Source organism: Sporolactobacillus spathodeae (assembly GCF_016908935.1).
GTDB classification, from domain to species: domain Bacteria; phylum Bacillota; class Bacilli; order Bacillales; family Sporolactobacillaceae; genus Sporolactobacillus; species Sporolactobacillus spathodeae.
Window position 1 is genome coordinate 1 of record NZ_JAFBEV010000034.1, and the last position, 21,010, is coordinate 21,010.

The 21,010-nt window shown below is 44.9% G+C and carries 22 protein-coding genes, 2 tRNA genes and 1 other RNA gene; 6 read left to right on the forward strand and 19 right to left on the reverse strand.

Annotated features, from left to right (window positions below):
• Positions 1-195: hypothetical protein (locus tag JOC27_RS12470; RefSeq protein WP_205007614.1), on the forward strand; the 195-nt coding region annotated here is incomplete at its 5' end.
• A 346-nt stretch (positions 196-541) separates the two neighbouring features.
• Here the strand turns inward: JOC27_RS12470 and JOC27_RS12475 are convergent.
• The 7 genes from JOC27_RS12475 to JOC27_RS12505 form a co-directional block, all read right to left on the reverse strand.
• Positions 542-814 (reverse strand): pro-sigmaK processing inhibitor BofA family protein, encoded by a 273-nt coding sequence (locus tag JOC27_RS12475; protein WP_239530313.1) that lies wholly within the window; start codon positions 812-814, stop codon positions 542-544.
• A 79-nt stretch (positions 815-893) separates the two neighbouring features.
• Positions 894-1,112, reverse strand: coding sequence for a DUF2508 family protein (locus JOC27_RS12480; RefSeq protein WP_205007616.1), 219 nt, complete (start codon positions 1,110-1,112; stop codon positions 894-896).
• Between the two features lie 54 nt (positions 1,113-1,166).
• On the reverse strand, positions 1,167-1,763 hold the full coding sequence (gene recR, locus JOC27_RS12485) for a recombination mediator RecR (RefSeq protein WP_205007617.1): 597 nt from the start codon (positions 1,761-1,763) through the stop codon (positions 1,167-1,169).
• Positions 1,764-1,898: 135 nt separating this feature from the next.
• A complete protein-coding gene (locus JOC27_RS12490) occupies positions 1,899-2,213 on the reverse strand; it encodes a YbaB/EbfC family nucleoid-associated protein (RefSeq protein ID WP_205007618.1) in 315 nt (104 codons plus the stop codon).
• A 24-nt stretch (positions 2,214-2,237) separates the two neighbouring features.
• Positions 2,238-3,977 carry a DNA polymerase III subunit gamma/tau gene (dnaX, locus tag JOC27_RS12495; RefSeq protein ID WP_205007619.1) on the reverse strand — a complete coding sequence of 580 codons (1,740 nt, stop codon included), beginning with the start codon at positions 3,975-3,977 and terminating at the stop codon, positions 2,238-2,240.
• A 157-nt stretch (positions 3,978-4,134) separates the two neighbouring features.
• Positions 4,135-4,398, reverse strand: an RNA gene (gene ffs, locus JOC27_RS12500) — signal recognition particle sRNA large type.
• Positions 4,399-4,420: 22 nt separating this feature from the next.
• Positions 4,421-4,513 (reverse strand) — tRNA-Ser (locus JOC27_RS12505).
• Between the two features lie 477 nt (positions 4,514-4,990).
• On the opposite strand from JOC27_RS12505, the gene JOC27_RS12510 reads away from it, so the two are divergent.
• Entirely contained in the window at positions 4,991-6,160 is a 1,170-nt protein-coding gene (locus JOC27_RS12510) for an MFS transporter (protein ID WP_205007620.1), read from the forward strand.
• A 269-nt stretch (positions 6,161-6,429) separates the two neighbouring features.
• On the opposite strand, the gene tadA is transcribed toward JOC27_RS12510, so the two are convergent.
• From tadA to JOC27_RS12550, 8 genes are all read right to left on the reverse strand, one after another.
• Positions 6,430-6,921 (reverse strand): tRNA adenosine(34) deaminase TadA, encoded by a 492-nt coding sequence (gene tadA / locus JOC27_RS12515; RefSeq protein ID WP_205007621.1) that lies wholly within the window; start codon positions 6,919-6,921, stop codon positions 6,430-6,432.
• Positions 6,922-7,134: 213 nt separating this feature from the next.
• The gene (uraA, locus tag JOC27_RS12520; protein WP_205007622.1) at positions 7,135-8,403 is read right to left on the reverse strand and encodes a uracil permease; all 1,269 of its coding nucleotides are present in this window, start codon (positions 8,401-8,403) and stop codon (positions 7,135-7,137) included.
• A 426-nt stretch (positions 8,404-8,829) separates the two neighbouring features.
• A complete protein-coding gene (locus JOC27_RS12525; protein WP_205007623.1) occupies positions 8,830-9,468 on the reverse strand; it encodes a Bax inhibitor-1/YccA family protein in 639 nt (212 codons plus the stop codon).
• A gap of 269 nt (positions 9,469-9,737) precedes the next feature.
• The gene (locus JOC27_RS12530) at positions 9,738-9,893 is read right to left on the reverse strand and encodes a YpzG family protein (RefSeq protein WP_205007624.1); all 156 of its coding nucleotides are present in this window, start codon (positions 9,891-9,893) and stop codon (positions 9,738-9,740) included.
• Positions 9,894-9,898: 5 nt separating this feature from the next.
• Positions 9,899-10,072, reverse strand: coding sequence for a small acid-soluble spore protein K (sspK, locus tag JOC27_RS12535; protein WP_205007625.1), 174 nt, complete (start codon positions 10,070-10,072; stop codon positions 9,899-9,901).
• A 246-nt stretch (positions 10,073-10,318) separates the two neighbouring features.
• On the reverse strand, positions 10,319-10,906 hold the full coding sequence (gene clpP, locus JOC27_RS12540; protein WP_205007626.1) for an ATP-dependent Clp endopeptidase proteolytic subunit ClpP: 588 nt from the start codon (positions 10,904-10,906) through the stop codon (positions 10,319-10,321).
• A gap of 542 nt (positions 10,907-11,448) precedes the next feature.
• The gene (locus JOC27_RS12545; protein WP_205007627.1) at positions 11,449-13,623 is read right to left on the reverse strand and encodes a glycosyltransferase family 39 protein; all 2,175 of its coding nucleotides are present in this window, start codon (positions 13,621-13,623) and stop codon (positions 11,449-11,451) included.
• A gap of 30 nt (positions 13,624-13,653) precedes the next feature.
• Positions 13,654-14,649: a glycosyltransferase gene (locus tag JOC27_RS12550; RefSeq protein WP_205007628.1), complete on the reverse strand. Its 996-nt coding sequence runs from the start codon at positions 14,647-14,649 to the stop codon at positions 13,654-13,656.
• Between the two features lie 240 nt (positions 14,650-14,889).
• On the opposite strand from JOC27_RS12550, the gene JOC27_RS12555 reads away from it, so the two are divergent.
• Genes JOC27_RS12555 through JOC27_RS12565 form a run of 3 tightly spaced genes read left to right on the forward strand, consistent with a single transcriptional unit; the run spans position 14,890 to position 17,347 of the window.
• A complete protein-coding gene (locus JOC27_RS12555; RefSeq protein ID WP_205007629.1) occupies positions 14,890-15,585 on the forward strand; it encodes a response regulator transcription factor in 696 nt (231 codons plus the stop codon).
• Positions 15,582-16,952: a HAMP domain-containing sensor histidine kinase gene (locus JOC27_RS12560; protein WP_205007630.1), complete on the forward strand. Its 1,371-nt coding sequence runs from the start codon at positions 15,582-15,584 to the stop codon at positions 16,950-16,952. Before JOC27_RS12555 ends, JOC27_RS12560 begins: the two co-directional genes overlap by 4 nt.
• Before the next feature lie 35 nt (positions 16,953-16,987).
• The gene (locus JOC27_RS12565; RefSeq protein WP_205007631.1) at positions 16,988-17,347 is read left to right on the forward strand and encodes a DUF488 domain-containing protein; all 360 of its coding nucleotides are present in this window, start codon (positions 16,988-16,990) and stop codon (positions 17,345-17,347) included.
• Between the two features lie 232 nt (positions 17,348-17,579).
• Here the strand turns inward: JOC27_RS12565 and JOC27_RS12570 are convergent.
• Together JOC27_RS12570 and cspD are read right to left on the reverse strand one after the other, a co-directional pair.
• Positions 17,580-17,652, reverse strand: a tRNA-Arg gene (locus tag JOC27_RS12570).
• A 174-nt stretch (positions 17,653-17,826) separates the two neighbouring features.
• A complete protein-coding gene (gene cspD, locus JOC27_RS12575; RefSeq protein WP_205007632.1) occupies positions 17,827-18,027 on the reverse strand; it encodes a cold-shock protein CspD in 201 nt (66 codons plus the stop codon).
• A gap of 417 nt (positions 18,028-18,444) precedes the next feature.
• Here cspD and JOC27_RS12580 point away from each other — a divergent pair, with 417 nt between their 5' ends.
• On the forward strand, positions 18,445-19,092 hold the full coding sequence (locus JOC27_RS12580) for a deoxynucleoside kinase (RefSeq protein ID WP_205007633.1): 648 nt from the start codon (positions 18,445-18,447) through the stop codon (positions 19,090-19,092).
• A gap of 156 nt (positions 19,093-19,248) precedes the next feature.
• On the opposite strand, the gene JOC27_RS12585 is transcribed toward JOC27_RS12580, so the two are convergent.
• The gene (locus JOC27_RS12585) at positions 19,249-19,392 is read right to left on the reverse strand and encodes a hypothetical protein (RefSeq protein WP_205007634.1); all 144 of its coding nucleotides are present in this window, start codon (positions 19,390-19,392) and stop codon (positions 19,249-19,251) included.
• 18 nt (positions 19,393-19,410) lie between these two features.
• Positions 19,411-20,700, reverse strand: a complete 1,290-nt coding sequence (gene serS, locus JOC27_RS12590; protein WP_205007635.1) for a serine--tRNA ligase — start codon at positions 20,698-20,700, stop codon at positions 19,411-19,413.
• Positions 20,701-21,010 lie beyond the last annotated feature (310 nt).

The window sequence follows — 21,010 nt, forward strand, 5'->3', positions numbered from 1 at the left end:
ACTCTCCAAAAAGTATTGCATCACGAAGCCGAAGCTTCGATTTATCAAACGATTCGTTCATGTAAGATCCATAGCAAATTGTTTCTCAAAGGGGGCTACCCTTTTAAAAAGTACGCTTGGCTTTTGTTCAGTTTTCAAGGAACATTCCGTGCTGCTCATCTCTCAATCAGCAACTTTTATATCTTACCACGCTGATTTCAAGATGTCAACATCTTTTTTTCGTTTCATCGCTCGCTTTCGGCGACAAAAAATATTATATAATGATCAACTACTTGTGTCAATAACTTTTTTTATAAAATGTTTGTTCTGCGAAAAAGCACTGTTTTATAGGCTTCACCTTCAAATAAGGAATCAGAAAAACTTGGCCTAGCCCTCGCTGCATTTTTGTGCACAAAACTTTATACTTTCTTATCTCTTAAACAAAGAAAGCAGTCCTAACGCTTCCCACAAAAAATAAAACAGCGAGAGCCATCGTATCATTTTGCTGACTGAACGTCAACAGATTCACTAAATGGCTTGCCTGTCCAAATAGAGCGAGCTATCAGACACCTAATGTATATTTGATAACAATCAGTGCGGCAATCCCTGGCAGGCCGAGCAAACCGCTCACCGCGGAGGTTGCCAGATTAATTGGTAGATGGAAGCTAAACGACTCACCGATCACATTAAGCAGAAAAAGCAGAAACACACCAATACACAAACGCACGGCCAGTTTCCCTAGCCACTTAAAAGGATGAAACGAGCTGCCAAAAATGATCAGCAGAAAAAAGAGAACGACAGCTGCCAGAATCGCAAACGAAAGGGTTGTACTCAAAAAAACACCTCCATTAACTCTATCAGTGTACGTGTTCTGATATAAGTATATGGAGGCCTGTCCCATTAAGAACAATTATTTATTGATGCATTTTATTATTCAGCACACGAATCTCTTTCAATAGAAAGAGGTATCTGGCTTCTGACAATTTCAATTGATGGATGACTTCCTCAGAAGGATCAATGCTCGCTTCAATCACTTTCTTCTTCGCCAGCCAATCGTTTTTGCAGCGATTCAGCGACTCTATCAGCGTGTCGTACTGTTCCCGCCGAAGCGCGCCCTTCTTACTTCCAAACACGGCAGCTTCCCCCGTTCATTGAATTGCGTTTGAGATAGCGTAAGATAAAATCACTTATAGTTCTCTGCGTCCTTCTAGAGCTTTAGATAAAGTTACTTCATCGGCGTACTCCAAATCGCCACCAACTGGCAGCCCATGGGCAATACGTGATGTTTTCACACCAATTGGTTTGACCAGACGTGAAATATACATGGCTGTTGCTTCGCCCTCAACCGTTGGATTAGTCGCTAAAATAATTTCTTTTATTCGATCATCCTCAAGCCGTCGAATAAGTTCCGCTATTTTAATGTCTTCAGGACCAATTCCATCCATCGGTGATATAACACCGTGGAGCACGTGATAAAGGCCACGATAATCACGCATTTTCTCCAGCGCAGCCACGTCTTTGGGATCCTGAACCACGCAGATTACCGAATGATCCCTTGACGAATCATCGCAAATTGAACATGGGTCACGGTCGCTAATGTTCTGGCAGACGGAGCAATAAACAAGATCACGCTTGACGCTGACAAGGGCACGCGCGAATTCCATAACATCCTCTTCATTCATTTCTACAGCATGGAACGCAAGCCGCGCTGCAGTTTTCGGACCGATTCCAGGAAGCTTCATAAAACTGTCGAGTAGCTTAGCAATGGGCTCTGGATATTGCATTATAATTCCCTTCTTCTTGCAAAAAATGATCCGCTGACCACTTGGTCTTTACCCGCTTCAAAAGAGGACAGCCGCTTGTCCCTGTCGGTGTATCACCGGCTAAAGTGAACTGCTGCCCCATAGGTGATCTGTCGTTTAGAACCCTGGCAAATTCAAACCTTTTGTAAATTTGCCAAGTCGCTGCGCCGTCAACTCATCAGCTTTGGTCAGCGCGTCATTGACAGCCGCGACAACTAAATCCTGAAGCATCTCGACGTCGTCCGGATCAACGGCTTCTGGCTGAATGGCTACAGCAAGGATTTGTTTCTGACCATTCGCCTGAACGGTGACAACACCGCCGCCAGCTGTTCCTTCGACCACTTCTTCTTTCAACTGATCCTGGGCCTCGGCCATTTGTTTCTGCATTTTTTGCATCTGACGCATCATATTATTCATGTTTCCACGCATCATGGGGAATCGCCTCCATATTATTTATCAGTCTTTTATATCAATTAAATCAGGACCCACTAATTTTTCCGCCTCAGCAACAATCAGATCTTCCTGCTCAGCTTTTTCCTGCGTTTGGGGATCCTTTTCCGTTGCTTTTGAGCGTTCAATAAACGTCTTTTTGATTTTGACCCATTCATCCTCGGGAACAGGATACAAAATTTTATTCTTTCGTGTCACTTCCTGCACGATATCCTGAACAAGTTCGAGAATATGATTCTTGTTCTCCATCACCATCTGACAGTGGAATTCATGTTTAAACGCTTGAACAATACCATCAGGGGAACTGGCAACCGGTTGGCTGTCGAGCATCCAAGCATGTGCCGCCACATTTTTCACCCGAATCTGTGCCATAACAGTCGCCCAAGCGCTACGCAGCTCAGCAAGATCCGTTTTCGTCGCCTGAAGCAAGACACCGTTTATTGAATTCACCGGCACCTTGAGGCCGCTCGAACGTTTGGGCCGTGCAGAATGACGATAATCTGTAGTTGGAGGCTCAGCGCTTAGTCTCTGTTCTGAAGATGAAACAGGATTCTCCCTAAGCATCTTAACCTGCTGCTCCAAATCAACGATCCGCTGTTCAATAGCAGCACCAGCGGCAGGGGGTGCGCCTGATGAATCTGTGGTTGCAGCGGTGGCTGGTCTTTCCCCTCGGCACAGACGAACGAGCGATGTTTCCAGCAGAATGCGCGGATGATTGGTCCGTCTCATTTCCGTAAAGGTTTGATTCAGCCTTTCGATCACTTGATAAATCTTGTTAGCAGAAATCTGCCCTGCCAGGCTGCGGAACGCCTCTTCAACCCGTGGGCGGCTCAGCACATCTTCCAATTCAGGCGATGTCTGATAAAGGAGCAGATCACGATAGTAAAAGATCAACTGCTCGATTAAACGTAGTGAATCCTTTCCTTGATCAATCAGAGCACCGGTTTTACTGATCGCACGGGCTGCATCTGCTGATTCAATAGCCTCAACCAATTCCTGAATCAATTGATCTGAGACCATACCCGTGACGTCTTGAACATCCTGAACCGTTATTTTCCCTTCGCTATACGCTGCCGTCTGATCCAGCGTACTCAGTGCATCGCGCATCCCACCTTCGCTGGCTTTGGCAATCAGCTGAAGCGCTTCTTCGTCGACATCCAGATGCTGATCGCGCGCGACAAATTGGAGTCGCGCCGCAACTTCGGAGGAAGGAATCCTGCGGAAATCAAATTGCTGGCAACGTGAAATGATCGTCAGAGGAATCTTCTGGGGCTCCGTTGTGGCCAGTATAAAAATCACATGTTCCGGCGGCTCCTCTAGCGTCTTCAACAGTGCGTTAAAAGCGCCGGTCGATAGCATATGGACTTCATCTATAATGTATACTTTGAAGCGTACCTCGCTCGGCGCATATTTGACCTTATCGCGAATCTCGCGAATTTCGTCGACACCATTGTTGGAAGCCGCGTCAATTTCAATCACATCGGCAATACTCCCATTGGTGATGCCACGGCAAGCCGCACATTCATTACACGGCTCAGCAACCGGCGCGTGTTCACAGTTAATCGCTTTCGCAAGAATTTTGGCTGCGCTTGTTTTGCCGGTACCGCGTGGACCTGTAAACAGATACGCATGCGAGAATTGCTGCTTCATAAGCGCATTTTCCAGAGTCTGCGTAATATGCTGCTGACCTGCGATATCATGAAAAGTCTGCGGCCGATACACCCGATACAACGCCTGATATACCATTCGTCTCCCCCTTTCTCCTTGATTCCGTGCTCGATCCATTTCCATAAACCCATTATACCGATAACAGCACGCGAAAGAAACCGCCGGACTCGGAAGTTTCAAACAAATAAGGGCTACCAGACACAATGGTCCGATAGCCCTTCTTCTTTATTTAACGCCGTGCACCTTTTGTCGATAGGACGCCATGAGCGCTTCTTAAGTCGCCGGCTCAGCCCGGGTAGCCCCACGGCACACGAAAGGTCTCATTTACTGCTGCTTCCTTCCGGACCTGACAGGGTTCATGAGTTTCCGTTGCGCGGGACCCGAACGTCAGCACCACGTGTTTAAGGCTGCCTCACAGCGTGCAAACCTCGAAAAGGAATTCAACCCCGCTATAGCGGATTGCGGGTACAGGGCACCGCTACCTCCCCGTCTAGCACGGCTAATTGGATAACAAATTAAAATGGCGGAGGCGAGAGGATTTGAACCCCCGCGGCGCCGAACGACGCCCTAACTGATTTCGAGTCAGCCCCCTTCAGCCACTTGGGTACGCCTCCACGGCCATATCGTCGCTACCCATCCAATCATTTGATCGGTACGACGTTGATTAGTTTACCATAAGAATAGGACAAGAGCAAGATGTTCAAGTCTGGCTTACTCATATTTTCAAAAATCCAGGGACACGGCAACACGAATCAATGCATTGACGACTGTTCTCTAATTCATCCAAACTTGTTCTATTTACACATACAAAATAATCCAGTAGTATAAAACTATAATTCTTGTGCGGAGGTGACCTGCATTGGCGGCTCAATCATTGTTTGCATGGATTAGTCGTGCGCATTCGATTTTATATGTTTTGGCTCTCAACGGGATTCGTGCGTCTTTTTTTTCTTATATAATCCAGCTGAACATGCCTGATTGAGGATCCGATGCGCGGCACTAATTAGCAAAATACGCGATCGTCCTTCATGGGGACGGTCGTTTTTTACTTTCGGCTGTCAGGCATGTCCGCTGCCCGGGAGTGTCTAACTATGGAAAAAAGTATGTATTCACGCAATATCTACAAAGGCTATCTCTATAATTTCAGCGCTTATTTCGGAATTACCAGTCTATGGGTCATTTACCTGCAGCACCAAGGCCTGTCGCTCGTCCAGGTCGGCTTTTGCGAAAGTATTTTTCACCTCACAAGCCTGTTATCCGAGGTCCCTTCTGGCATTCTAGCCGATCGTTATCACTATCGGACCGTATTAATTCTCAGTCGACTCATGGCGATCCTTTACGCGGTCATCATGTTGACCGCTGATAACTTCTTGTTATTTGCACTCGGTTTTGTCATCTCTGCCTGGTCCTATAATCTGCAATCGGGGACCATTGATGCCTTTATGTATGAATCGTTAGCAGTCGACAAGAAACAGCATCGTTACCCGAAAATTATTAGTGCTAGCAATTCGATTATTGAAGCGGCTAATACACTTGGCATTGTCATTGCCGGATGGTTTGTTCACTGGCATTTTGAAATGACTTACTGGCTTTATCTAATCAGTGCAATTGTCGCCATCGCGGCGCTCGTCGTGATGATCGAGCCGCGCAGGCAAAAGACGGGCGACGCAGTCGATGAGAAGCGTTTGTCGTTCGTATCGATTGCTAAATCCGCCTATCAAATTCTCAAAAAACAACCTCGTCTTCGACGCCTGATGATTTTCCATGCAGTCTTTTCAGCAGTCGGAACGACGTACTATTTTTATTTTCAATCGCTGATGGATGCCTATAAATTCGGCGGTCCTGCCATTTCCGCAATATTGGTTATTTCAGCCCTGCTAAATATCGGCGGTGTGCAATTAACGCCATGGATACAAAGACATTGGAAACAAGGAAAAATCATTCTGCGTCTCTCGCAGCTCTTAACGGCCGCGCTGATTGCTACTTGGGTTAACTGGATGCCAATATTGATCAGTCTCTATCTGCTCATCAATGTCCTGATGGCTATTGTTGAACCGTTGTTCAGCAATTATTACAATGAACAGATTCCAAGCGGGCAGCGGGCAACGTTACTCAGTGTTGCCAGCATGCTCTTCAGCATTGTCATGGTTATCTGCTTCCCCGTTATCGGCTGGTTAGTCGAGCGCTGGAATTTTACACTTGCATTCAGCGGTTTGGGCGTGCTCATTCTGCTATTGCTGATTAGGTCGTTTCGACGGTAAGTAAAAAGAAACTTAAGATAAACTTAGCTATGCTAAGTCTTTTTTGTAGAAATTGCGCTTTTCGGTCAATCGCTTGCCGTAGGTGCCCGAGCATTCTCGTTCCATTTTTAAATTGCTCAATAATGCTACATTTTTCTTAGAATATTTTTCTTTTCTTTAGAAAAGGAACTACTGAAACAGTTTCAATATGTGCAGCAGTTCTTTTTTTGTTGCGGCGGGCTAACCAGAATCGTCTTTTGTGAAGAACTCGATGACGGCAGATACCCTTTTTAATCTTGATTATTTTTAAGCGCGTTTTTCTTTCTTAATCGCAAATTGGCGAAGAAGTTTGTCAGCAGCTGCGCGCATTCTTCTTCAAGAACCCCAGCGACAACCTCAGCACGATGATTGAATCGCGGCTCACGTAAAAGATCCATTAGCGTGCCAGCACATCCCGCCTTCGGATCGGATGCGCCATAAACAAGCCGATCAATCCGCGACTGGACAATCGCCCCAGCACACATAGGGCATGGTTCAAGCGTCACGTAAAGCGTGCAACCAGATAAGCGCCACGTACCGAGCTTGCGACTTGCCTGATGGATCGCCAGGAGTTCCGCATGCGCAAGCGGTTGCTGCATCGTCTCTCTGCGGTTGTAGCCGCAGGCAATCAACGCCCCATCCTTAATAATGACAGCACCAATCGGTACTTCACGAATCGCTGCTGCCTTCTTTGCTTCAGCAATCGCCAGTTCCATATAGTCTTGATCACGCAAAACGTTCATCGTTTCTGTTTCCCTCCGCTTATCCGCATCGTTCAATACTTTCCTATCCTTCATTCTATAAAAGTTATTCCCTTTCCGCCAAGACTTATAAGAAAATTTGGTCTCCCTCTTTTCCCGCAGACACCACAATCTGAAAAACCAGTCCCGTCAAAAAAACAAGCCCCTGACAAACTACTGCCAGGGGCTTGCGCGCTATTTAATTAATCAATTTTCTCAATCTTCATTAGACAGTTTCAAATAATTGATCAGCGCGAAAAACAGGCTAAGCAGCACACCGATAATCGTCGCCAAGCCCATGCCGTTCAATGGAACCTTGCCGATATTAATCGTTACGCCACTTAAGCCGGCCGCAAAAATCACCGTTGCCAGAATGATATTCTGCGCCTTAGCGAAATCCACTTTCGATTCGACGAAAATACGAAAACCATTCGAAGCGATAACCCCGTACAAAATCAGCGAGATGCCGCCAATAACTGCAGATGGTGTCGCCGAGATTAGGGCCGAGAGTTTTCCGACAAAGGAGAGAATGACAGCAATGACAGCTGCACCGCCAATGACCCATGTCGAGAAGACCCTTGTAATCGCGAGCACGCCGATATTTTCACCATACGTCGTGTTCGGCGTTGAACCAACAAACCCGGAGATAACCGTAGAAATACCATTGCCAAACATCGAGCGATCGAGGCCTGGATCTTTAATTAAGTCCTTTCCGACAATGTTGCCAGTCACAATCAGATGACCGATATGTTCGGCAACCACGACCAGCGCCGCCGGAAGAATAATAGAAATGCTTGCCGCATCCCATGATGGAGAGTAAAAATGAGGCAGAGAAAGCCATCCTGCGTCAACGACCGGTTTAAAATTGAGAAGACCAGCCCCCCATGCAATCAAATAACCAGAAACAAAGCCAATCAAAATCGGAATGATTTTCAGAAAGCCGCGAAAGAGGACCCAACCAAACACCGTAATCGCGATTGTCAGCAGCGAGACCAGAACCGTTTTCGGATCCATGGCCCATTTAGCAGCGCCAGCCGGAGCAATCAGCCCGGCGCTTGTTGCCGCCGTCGGTATTAATTGAAGACCGATAATTGCTACAATTGATCCCATCGTCACTGGTGGGAAAACGACGTCAATCCACTTTGTGCCAACGAGATGGATAATAAACGAAACGATAATAAAAACAATACCAACTGCGACAAAGCCGCCAAGCGCCGCCTGGTAGCCGTGTGTGCCGATGACGGCAAGCACCGGTGAGATAAAAGCGAAGCTAGATCCGAGATAAGCTGGAATCTTTCCGCGACAAATAAACAAATAAATTAAAGTACCAATCCCGTTCATTAATAGGATCGTGGCCGGATCGACATGAAAAATAATCGGAACAAGAATCGTGGAGCCGAACATCGCAAATAAGTGCTGAAAACTAAGTGGTACACTTTCAATCAACGGCAATTTCTCGTTCGTTTGAACAATGCGCTGACCCAAAGAACATCTCCTCCAAATAATAAAATTTTTTTCATCTTGTCTAGTATAGCGAAAAATGACGAAATTCAACAGAAAAAGCAATAAAAAAATGCAGATTCGACGGCAAGTCCTGTTTTCAGCATGAGAAAAAATGAACTTAGCCAAATATATTTTTTCAAAAATTGCGCTCCGGCTGCTCGCTTGCCGCGGGCGCCGCGCATCTCCTCAGACAAGCTAGAATCTGCGGGGTCTCACTTGGCTCACTTTTCCTGCAAGATGACAGAGCGCGCCTTCGCTCCATTTCTTGCGTAAATTTTTTATATTTTATAGCCAAGTCTTTTGAACCATTGTAAAGCCTGAGTTTTGCTTATACTTAATTCCTTTGAATTCTTTTTTACAAAAAAAGAACGGGCAACACGCCCGCTCCTTTCACTTTTATTTTTAGTTTTAGTTTTTCGACCCAATTCCGATGAATTGGAGAATATACAGAAACAGGTTGATAAAATCCAAATAGATTGAGACAACGAGCATCGGAATATCCTCATCAGTAAATCCATGCACCGTCAATCGGCTGAAATCAAACAGCGTATAGCCGATAAAAATTAAGATGCCCATGCCGGAATAAATCATCATCGTCGTACTCGAGTATGGAATAAAAGCACCGACGAGACCTATCAGCACGAGTGCGATCAGACCGAGAAACAAGAAACCACCGAGAAATGAGAAATCACGTTTGCTAATCATCGTGTACCCGGCAATCGCGCCGAAGGATAGAGTCGTGACGGCAAACGCTTCAAGCACAACATTTGCTCCGAGAGTAGCCATGTAATAGGAAATCGCTGTGTACAGTGTCACGCCGGAGACAAACATGAACGCGTACATCATCAAATAGCCGACTGCCTTTCGCTTGCGGACGAACATCATCATAATGATTAACGCGATTTCCGCGATCCAGAGCGGCATCCGCCAAATTGCCGGCACAAATTGTCCGACATACATCCCAGCGGATGTCATCAAGAGCCCTGAGAAAAGGGCCGCAAACAATTTTGCGTAGGGACGGCTTTGCACACCATAATAACTTTCCATTTCGATCATCCTCCTTCAATCTTCTCTTATGAAAATACGCAGATAGTCCTTGAAAAGTTTCCTACTGACTATTTTTTCCTCAAATTCTTCCCTACCATTGACTGGTTTGTCTTATATTATACATCGCCAAGACGTTTTCATCGACTAAAACAGATGTCAGGCACTTTTTCTTCTTCGCTGCTTATTTTTTCCAAAAGCCATATTTTTTCTTTCAATCGAAGAGCGGCCGCCAAATTGGCCGCCGCTCTTCTTATCCCTTTAATAAAGGCTTACTTTTGATGTTTTCTGGCAGTCACTTCGAGAATCTTGCCGGATTGTGTCACAGCACTTTCCCCATTCACCTGTTTAAATGAATGTTTGGCATGCAAGTGCGTCGCTGTGACGCGTCCTTTCTGTCCGCCATTTATTCCTGAGGTTGGATTCACTTGCATCAGTCCTCCACGTGATCAGAATTTCGGCGTTCTCCTGCATGAGCGGAAAACATGCGCTCACCGGGATGGTCATTAATCGTACCATCCGCTCGTTTGGAGGCGTAAGATGCTTTTGCCGCCGGCCATAATTGGTCTTCATCTTGAACACTGTACGTGGTACCCGGTTTGTCCACCAAAAGAATAACCTCCTTTATCAAAGGGTACTCCTAGTATGTTCCGGATAATGGATTTTATTTATCGAATTCGCCGCGACTTAAAAAGGATAAAATATTAGAAAAACTTGGCGAGCCAAGTCCTTTGAACAATGGTGAAGCCTTAGTTTTTCTTATACTTAATTCCTTTGAAATCTTTCTTTCTTAACGTACAAAACAGCAGTCCCTTTCCTGCGATACTGGAGGAACTGCGCTTTTCCTATCCGCTTACAGCGAAGTGATAATTTTGTCGATCAACCCGTATTCTTTGGCCTCTGATGCAGTTAGAAAATTATCACGGTCTGTATCTTTTTCGATTTGTTCAAATGGCTGTCCGGTCGTTTCCGAAAGAATCGTATTAAGCTTCTTCTTTGTTTTCAAGATATGGCGCGCACTGATTTCAATGTCGCTTGCCTGACCTTGTGCACCACCGAGCGGTTGATGAATCATGACTTCACCATTTGGCAACGAAAGGCGCTTGCCCTTGGTTCCAGACGTCAGAATAATCGATGCCATGGACGCGGCCATGCCTACACAGATCGTTTGAATATCCGGTTTAATAAAATTCATTGTATCGAGAATGGCGAATCCTGCAGATACCGACCCGCCTGGGCTGTTAATATAGATGGAAATATCCTTTTCAGCGTCTTCGGAAGCCAAAAACAGCAATTGGGCAACAATGCTGTTCGCTAGCTCATCATTGATTTCCGAACCGAGAAAAATGACGCGATCCTTTAACAGACGGGAATAAATATCGTAGGAGCGTTCCCCTTGATTGGATTGCTCAATAACATACGGAATAAAAAAAGATGACATCGCTTTTCCTCCTAGAAATAATTAATATGATGCAGCAAGACATAGATTTTGCGTCTAGCTCGTTAACTGTCCCGATAATTTCTGCTTTCTTATCTTTAAGCGAAAAAACAGAAAACATTATTACAGTATGCTGCGTGATCGATTAACTTTATCATATACAAAAATGCAGCAAACACCAACTTTTTCGCCACCGCAGAGGAACTATCAAAAAAGCCGCCGTCAAGAAGTGCCTATTGAGCACTATAAAAGGTTCTATAATCTGTCTTGCACCTAGCTTTCAAGCAATTCATTTGCGTGCCGCATGCAATGCGCATACAATTTAAATGTAAGCCATTTCATTCGAGGGGTGAATAGACCATGGAATTGGTTAATCCGATCAGTTTCGTCATTGATACCGTTGTGACCTGCGGCGGCATTCTCCTCATCTATGCGGTCATTCGCAGCGCGTCCAAGAAAAAGAGTTGAATTGCGCAAATATAATAGGATTCTCGGAAAGTGAGAATCCTTTTTTGAAACAGATTGTGATTGAATGAACAAATCGCTCACGCGTAATTACCCAAACGCTTTCTTTTCGAAACCATGCCATCCATCTGTGAACCCCGATACACTTCATTGAGCAGAAAAGCCACCAAACAAGCGAATAGCGACCAATACAGCCAGCCTGGGAGATAAGTTCCCATTTGTTGATCATAGATTTGGAAAATCAGATCTTCTTTACCTGCTGGATGATTGTTCCGGCTTAGTGCCCCGTTGGAATAGATATCTCGCTGCTCAAATCCTTTACCATTAACTGCGTATTGAACAAACGCATGGGACGATCCACCTATTTTTCGAATAACCAATTTATAGCTCTGAGCGTCTGTGACTTGCTGTGCGGGAATAGAAATTGCTTCAAGATGGCCGCTAAAGGAATCGCCCGATTTCAACCAAAATGATTGCTTCACAACCGTTTCCCCTGTTTTTAGCAAGATCAGTGATAATTGATACTGGCCTTTATCTTTTATTTTATGCACTTTTAATCGGATTCGGTTAAATGAAGCAGCGACACGGAACGTCTGACTGATCGACTGCTGGCTATCAACCGTTGCTGTCGCATGACCTTCGCCATGAGGGATGTTCACTCGATAATTTGGACTCACTGTTCGGTTTTCTGTCCATGTAGCCTGATTGATTGCCCCGCACAGTAACACGAGCGCAAGCAGCGTCAACACACCTGCCGTACGTATTCTTTTGACGCGACCTAATTGTCTTTTCTGCAAAAATTGCTGCAGATGCACCCATTCTGTCCTTAATTCTGAAAGTCCGAAAAGGGCGCTGAGTAAGATAAACATCGAGAACAGTAGGCTGTATCGCGGCTCTGCCTCCCAGATAAATGTATAAAACAAGAAGTTACCGAACAAACAAATCTGAATCAGAAGATTGAGCGTCGCTTTCCGATTTCTGAAATAAGCCAGGACGGACAGAAGCATAAAGAACAGACTGACAAGATAGAACACCTGACAAATAAACAGAACAAGTGCTTTCTTATTGCCATATACATAATTGTAGAAAAGCGTCGGATTATTGGTGAACTCCGTGTACCAATAATAAGCATGGGCACCGACTGTCCATGTGCGGACCGTCTTAATCGCCCACAGTTTGACTAAACCTTGTGTTTTATCACGTGCAATTCTATCCTTGATTACCGCCAGGTCCTCTTTTTTCTTGGCCACTTGCGTATGCCGATCATAGGTTTTATAGAAATCTGAGGTTGTGTATTGACCGACAGGCGACAGCCCCAACATTACCCAATGCACATTCGGCATTGTATATTTCGGGTTGCTTACATAACCCAGATGGTGTTCATAACTCTGCCCGGCAACGATACAGCTCGCAAGCATGACGCCAACTAAAGCAAGGTTAATCAATGTACGTTTGAGCTTCACAACAAAAAACATATAAATTGCTAATGCCGGAAGAAACAAAATTATATTCGGTCGAATCAGATAACCGACCCCTAGACAGAGGCCAAGAAGGATCATATAGCGTATTTTCGACGTTTCGCTATGGCGCTGCCACAGGTACAGCATGAGAACTGGAAGAACCATGATCGTCGTATCCGTATAGAAATACGAAGTGTACAAAAAGAACGGGAAACAGGTCAACAAAAAAAGCAAAAGTACATTGCCCATCCTGCGGTTGAACTGTTTACAAGCAATTTTCCAAGAGACAAACATGCTGAGAACAAGCACAAAACCGCTGAATAACCGATCGAGTAGCATGTAATTATTGATTTGAAAGAGCGCAAAAAATCGGTATAGGAAATAACGCAGAATCGTGACTGGGATATTGTTCGGGTAGACTTCAAAATAAACGGATTTGGAGGCATGATGATGTGCAAGCAAATAACGTGCCTCAGCATAAGTGTGTCCCCCATCAATCAGTGGCGGAATAATACCATGCGATTCGATAATGATAAACAATTCGAAAAGCATCGCTGTGATAAAAAGAAAACCCGTGATCCGTTTCTGTCCCTTTTCGTCGAAACGCGCAAGAAATTGATCGGCTCGAAAAAAGAAGAAGACGAAAAAAATGACAAAAACAACGAGTGTAAACACCGAAATAACTACACTCCACGCAGATTTCAATAAAAGATTATAACCAAAACCGCTGATAAAAATAAAAAGAAAACTGATGGCAAACAAAATTTGAAAAACAGAGATTAATCTGTGCTCCACTCGCACATTTCTGCACACCTTTCACGAAGCTTAACTTTTAGGACTCACCATATTCTGAGACTTGGCTAATTCTTCATTGCTGCTGCATTGGGTTTCGATGACATATCGAGGACGATGTTTCGTTTCCTTGAATATCTTGCCGATATACTCGCCGATAATACCAATCGCAATCAGCTGGATACCGCCGATCAGCCAGATTGAAAGAATAAGTGATGTCCAACCGGTCTCAACATGACCCGTGAAATGTTGTACCAAAGCATAAAGCCCATAGAGAAACCCTAATCCAGAGATAAGCACGCCAAGCCAAGTTACCATGCGGATCGGCGCAATCGAAAAGGAAGTAATCCCATCAATAGCAAAGTTAAGCATTTTCTTCAACGGATATTTAGATTCCCCGGCCAACCGTTTGCCGCGATTATAATAAACCTTTGTGTGTTTGAATCCGAGAAGCGGGATCATGCCGCGAAGAAATAAGTTCTCTTCCTGAAAATTGACGAATTGATCAAGTACACGCCGGCTGAGCAGTCGAAAATCAGCATGATTAGGCACCATATCGACGCCAAGCATTTTCATGATTCGATAGAACAGCAACGCTGTATCTCGTTTGAAAACTGTATCTGTTTCCCTAGCGTCGCGTACCCCGTAAACCACATCAAAGCCTTCATGATACTTCAGTAAAAATTCATGAATCGCCTGCACGTCATCCTGAAGGTCAGCATCGATTGTTATCACGCAATCTGAGTAAGGACGCGCGCTCTCCATTCCGGCAATCAGCGCGTTTTGATGACCGAAATTTCGGCTCAATTTCAAGCCCGTCACGTTTGGATAGTGTGCGGCAAATTCTTCAATCATCATCCATGTCGCATCCTTACTGCCATCATCAACAAGCATGACTGTGCTGGCAGGCGAGATTAACTGTTCCTCGCACGCACGGCTCAGCACGGACCGAAGCACGGGAACCGTTTGCTGAAGGACCTCTTCTTCGTTATAGCAGGGAACGACGATTGTTGCTATCGGTTCGTTCACAATATATCATCCTCAATTCTTCAATGTTTTTTGTGTCAGTCGAAAGTTTATAGCTCGCTCTCTTTGTCCATCCTTGCATGTACCTATGCTATACTTTTTTCTTAAATGGATAACAAATTTTATATTAGGATATCATGAGAAATTTCTAATCGGTTGAAAATAAGGAATAGATGCATACAACTCCATGATTGCCTATAATAAATGGGAGCAATCATATTATTCGGAAAGCGAAGGATTTCTATGGGACAAAGCACAATTCTTCTAGTGGAGGACGAACCAAGCGTTGCTTCATTTGTAGCCACCGAACTTGGCTTCGAAAATTATCAGGTGCAAATCGCTACCGATGGCGAACAAGCCCTTGAATTTTATTATCAGGATTCAGACAAATGGGATCTAATACTCCTTGACTGGATGCTTCCTAAATTGAACGGATTGGAAGTCTGCCGCAGAATTCGCAAAAAGAGTCTGGTGCCAATTATCCTCATGACCGCCCGCGATTATATTGGTGATAAAGTCGCCGGACTGGATGGCGGCGCCGATGATTATATCACAAAGCCCTTTGAAATTGAAGAACTTCTGGCCCGTGTTCGCGTTGCGCTGCGCCACGTTACTGATTACGAGGATGCAGCGAATACCCATCAATATCACGTCGACGATCTGAGCCTCGATACCATTACCCGTATTGTGACGCTTCATGATCAGGCGATCAACTTGACGCAGCGTGAATTCGATTTGCTTGCATATTTGATGAAAAATGAGGGCAAAGTGCTGAGCCGTGAAGAATTGCTCTCAAAGGTCTGGAACTTCGATTATATGGGTCAGACGAATATCGTCGATGTTTATATCCGTTATTTGCGTAATAAAGTCGATAATGGATCGCATCACTTGATCCAAACGATACGCGGTGTCGGCTACAGAATGAGAGGAAAGCAATGAACGATCCGATTTTCAAACGCAGGAAAACGATGCTGTACCAGATGAATTATTGGTATTTTCTTGTCTTTTCGGTGATCGTAGTACTGATCAGTCTTTCTGTTCTGTCTGCCGTGATTATTCAGCTCTATAAAGAAACGCAACAGGAAGCTCACTATGTAGAAAAAAAGTTGATCCATATATCCAAAAGCAAAACACCCGATTGGCATGAAGCGATTGAGGATCAACTCTATACGAAGCACCCCGATTTTTACATCCATGTCGAAACACCTGCGCACCAGTCGATTTATTCAACGGGCAGCGAATCCATTACCGATAACAATCGTTATTTAATCCATCTTTCGCTTTTTTCTTCAATTTCTTTTAAAAAGAAATTTATTCCCATTTACCATCACCGCTTTTATTCAAACGGCTATCATTTTGATCTTTTCGTTCGCATGATCCGTATTTATCAATTTATTAAACTTGTCGCTAAAATATTGAGCATCTGTGGTGTTATCGGCATTCTCATCGGTTTATTAGCTATCTATCAGCTCTCCCGCCATTTAAGTCTCCCGCTTCGAAATGTCACCCGCCGCATCAAACAGGTGACGGCGTCACAAGATTTGAAAAAAAGCATTATTGTTCCGAATCAACCGCAGGAAGTTCATGATATGGCGCTTGCCTTCAACCGTATGATGGAGCAATTGGATCAGCTGATCGATCGTGAAAAACGCTTCGTTGCCGATGCCTCTCACGAGCTGCGGACACCGCTTGCAGCAATACGCGGCCATGTGGAATTAATCAAACGCCATGGTAAGGGGCATCCCGAGGTCATTGAACAATCGATCCAATTCATGGATCAGGAATCCCGGCGCATGCAGCGTTTGATGGATCAACTGCTGATGATTACCCATTTGGAAAAGAAAGCGGCTGAAGTGCAAACAATTGATCTTTCTGTGATCGTCCAAACCGTTGTTTCTGATTATTTCCAGACAACCGATCGGCCGATTGAAACGTCAATCGCCAAACACGTATCCGCCCTGTCCAATGAAGACTATATTCATCAGATCCTCATTTCATTGCTCGATAACGCTAGAAAATATACACCTGCGTCTGGTTCGATTCAGGTTGCTGTCACAACGGACGATGCATTCGCCTATATTCGTGTCACCAATGATGGACCGGTTATCCCAGATGCGGAAAAAGAAGCCATTTTCACCCGCTTTTACCGCCTCGACAAGGCACGTAACAGTGGTAAAGGGGGATCAGGCCTGGGGCTCTCAATCGTTAAAACAATGGTCGATATGATCAACGGAAAAATATGGGTTGAGGATGCCCCTACAGGCGGCAATGTCTTTATCGTCCAGATGAAAAGAGCCATTGAATAAACGAATGTATCTCATACACGAATAGAGGGTCCACGATGATTCAACTGAAGCGTATTTATGATCCGGCAGAGCCTTCGGATGGTCTGCGTATCCTTGTCGATAGACTCTGGCCAAGAGGCGTAACCAAAGAGCGGGCACAATTAGATCACTGGATGAAAGCGGTAGCCCCAAGTTCTGAGCTCAGAAAATGGTTTCATCAGCAACACGTTGCATTCGCCCAGTTTAAAGCAGCTTATGAAAAAGAGCTTCTTGAGGATAATGAAAAACAGACTTGTATCGCCAAATTGGCTGAATGGAGCCATTCGCAAACGGTCACCCTGCTTTATTCAGCCAAGGACCAACAAAACAATCACGCGATTATTGTATTAAACGCCGTTCTATCTCAGATTCAATAGCGCTTATTCCTAATTTTGAGTGAACGGGAAAAGAGCGGGCGCTTGTTTTGGCGCAGACAAATACTTTAAGAGGAAAGACCGGACAAATACCGCTCGGTCTTTTTTGGATCGCAGCTGATTTTAGACGCTTGCCTGCTACAGGAAGGAATCCTTCACAGGTATGTCCAAAGATTTCTTAACATATAAATCAAAAACTCCCCAAATGAGGAGTTTCACGTGAAACGTTTGTTAATGGCCCTGAGAGGAATCGAACCTCCGACGCACGGTTTAGGAAACCGACGCTCTATCCACTGAGCTACAGAGCCAGTATACGGCACTTTTTGGCGACAGTTAGTATTATACAAAAAAAGATGGACTTTGAACAGAGGCAGAACTTTTCCAGTGGCACAGAGCCCTGAAACAAGCATTCTAGTAACAAATAAAAGCAGTCCTTTATTTAGAGAGGACTGCTTTCCGCAATACCGGTTATGGCCTAAAGCTCACAGTTTCACAACGTTTGCTGCCTGAGGTCCGCGGTTGCCTTCAACGATTTCGAAGCTGACTTCCTGACCTTCTTCAAGCGTTTTGAAACCATCGCCTTCGATTGCAGAGTAGTGAACGAATACATCGTTTCCGCCTTCGACTTCGATGAAGCCGTAGCCTTTTTCTGCGTTAAACCATTTTACTTTACCGTTTTGCATTGTACTGCCTCCCTAAAACCTTGCGCTGCCCGCGCGTGAACTAAAACCATCTACTACCTCACAAAAAAACTGAATTGAAAAACAGACCATTCCAGAAGTAAAAACTACTACACTTCAAGGAAGGGTCTTCATTCTTACATCCAGATTCTATATAAACTAGTAAAATGGTTTACTAAAATATAGCACAATAAAAGGTCTTGTGTCAAATTTCAGTCAAATTACTGAAACCGTATTCTTTGTTGATAGGACAAGATTTTAGACCCTGATCATCTCTCTGTACCGTCACCTTTTATCCCCTGTTTTCCACTCTCTGATCCAACACCTGCCACACTTTTCAAACGGGAACGTCAATGCTACACTGGAGAATATTATATGCATCAAGGTGCATGAATATGACTGAGAGGGGATGGACCATAGATGCACGCGAAGCAATTGATTTCTGTTGCAGGCATGGTCGGTATCGGCAAAACCACGTTTGCCGAAGCTTTGGCTGACCGGCTGCATTTTCATACATCACTCGAGAAGGTTGATGGTAATCCTTATCTAGATGCCTTCTACAAAGATTTTCAGCGTTGGGTTTTTCATCTCCAGATTTATTTTCTTGGCGAACGTTTCAAAGAAACTAAACGGATGGCCACATCACCTTTCAATTTTGTTCAGGATCGTTCCATTTATGAAGATACGGGTATTTTCGCACGCATGCACTATGATAATGGAAATATGTCAGAGGCTGACTACCAGACGTATACGGACCTTTTTGAGGCGATGGTGATGACGCCGTACTTTCGCCGTCCCGATTTACTCATCTATCTGCATGGTAGCCTGGATGCAACGATTGCGCGTATCCAGCGCCGTGGAAGAGCCATGGAGAAGGAGACCGATGTCGGCTATTGGCGCGAGATGTATGACCGCTATGAACAATGGATTGACAGCTTCTCATCCTGCCCCGTTCTCAAAATTGATATTGATGGTTATGATTTATATCGTGATCCACAATCATTCGACCAAATAGCTGTCATGATTCAGGATAAGCTGAACGCAGGCGAAGCATCCTCTGTTCATTAAAAGCAACGATCAACAGCATGCTGAAATTATGAGAAATCGAGTGAGATAGACTTGGCTCGCTTTTCCCGCAGGCGTCTCGCGCCTCCGCTACATTTTATCTCCCCTAAAAAAAACGTGCGAAAAAGGACGAAGCATTCTGCTCCGTCCTTTTTTCTCTTATTTCTTTGAATCCGAATTCTTGGCGTCCTTTTTTTGGGTCTCTTTCTTCTCGACCGGTCTCTTGGGATTCAAGGTAATGCCCATGTCTTCAATCATACGCGTTAAGCGCGCCTCTGTATCGACTTTTTGATGAAAAGGCATTGATCTGACTTGCCTCCTTTATGATTCAGACGGTGCTATCCGATCAAGGTTGCGCATATAGGGCCGCAACGCTTCCGGAATGATCACGCTGCCGTCTTCCTGTTGATAATTCTCCAAAATAGCGGCGACGGTACGACCGACCGCAAGTCCGGAGCCATTCAATGTATGGACAAATTCCGGCTTTGCCTTCGGGGCACGTCTGAAGCGAATATTAGCCCGGCGTGCTTGAAAATCTTCAAAATTGCTGCATGAAGAAATTTCTCGATATGTATTCTGGCTTGGTATCCAAACTTCAAGATCGTACTTCTTCGCTGCAGTAAAGCCCAAATCTCCCGTACAAATGCTAACGACACGATACGGAAGATTGAGCCGTTGCAGAACATCTTCAGCATGACCCGTCAATTTTTCTAATTGATTATACGAATCTTCCGGTTTGACGAAACGAACCAGTTCGACTTTATTAAACTGATGCTGGCGAATAATACCGCGGGTGTCGCGTCCAGCCGAACCTGCTTCAGAACGGAAACAGGCACTGTAAGCGGCATAAGCGATCGGCAATTGATCACCATTTAAAATTTCATCACGATAATAGTTCGTCACAGGCACTTCGGCTGTCGGAATCAGGAAGTAATCACGATCATCGGCAATTTTAAACGCATCTTCTTCAAATTTAGGAAGCTGGCCCGTTCCAGTCATGCTATCGCGATTCACCATATAAGGTGGCATTATCATTGTATAACCATGTTCTTCTTCATGTAAATCGAGCATAAAGCTGATCAACGCGCGCTCCAAACGGACGCCAAGGCCTTTATAGAAGACAAAGCGGCTGCCGGTTACTTTGCCCGCCCGTTCAAAGTCAAGAATATCTAGTGATGTAGCAATATCCCAATGCGGTTTTGGTTCGTAACCAAACTTCTTCGGCTCGCCCCAGAAGCGGATCGGTTGATTGTCATTCTCATCATCCCCCACAGGGACGCTTTCATGAGGAATGTTCGGTATCGATAGCATCACTTGGTGTAGGTCCTCTTCAATCGCATGCAGCTCGCCGTCAAGCTTCTTGATTTCCACGCTTACTTCACGCATGGATTCAATAAGTGCATCCGCATTTTCCTTTGCTCTTTTTTTCGCCGCTACACTAGCCGAAACATCGTTGCGTTTGGCCTTCAATACCTCGGTCCGGCTGATCAGATCCCGCCTTTTATCATCAAGCTCTGGAAATTTCTTGAAATCACTGAGATCTTCTCCGCGTTTTGTTAATTTGTGCTTTATTTCCTCATAATTTTCTCTGAGAAATTTCATATCAAGCATAGTTATGTCCTCCTGATCGTTCTTTTACTTTCCTAGAATTAGAAAAACTAGGCTTCGCCAAGTCTTTTTTTAACAATTGCGCTGCGGTTGATCGCTTGCCGCGGGCGCCGTGCATCTCCTCAAACAAGCTAGAATCTTCGGGGTCCCACTTGGCTCGCTCTTCCCGCAAGGCGCCATCGCGCCTCCGCTGCATTTTTCAATGCCTTCTTTTCCTGAAAATCGAGTAGGAGGAAGCCTTCGGCTTCCGACCTCTCACACCACCGTGCGTACGGTTCCGTACACGGCGGTTCCATAATTTACACGCATACGC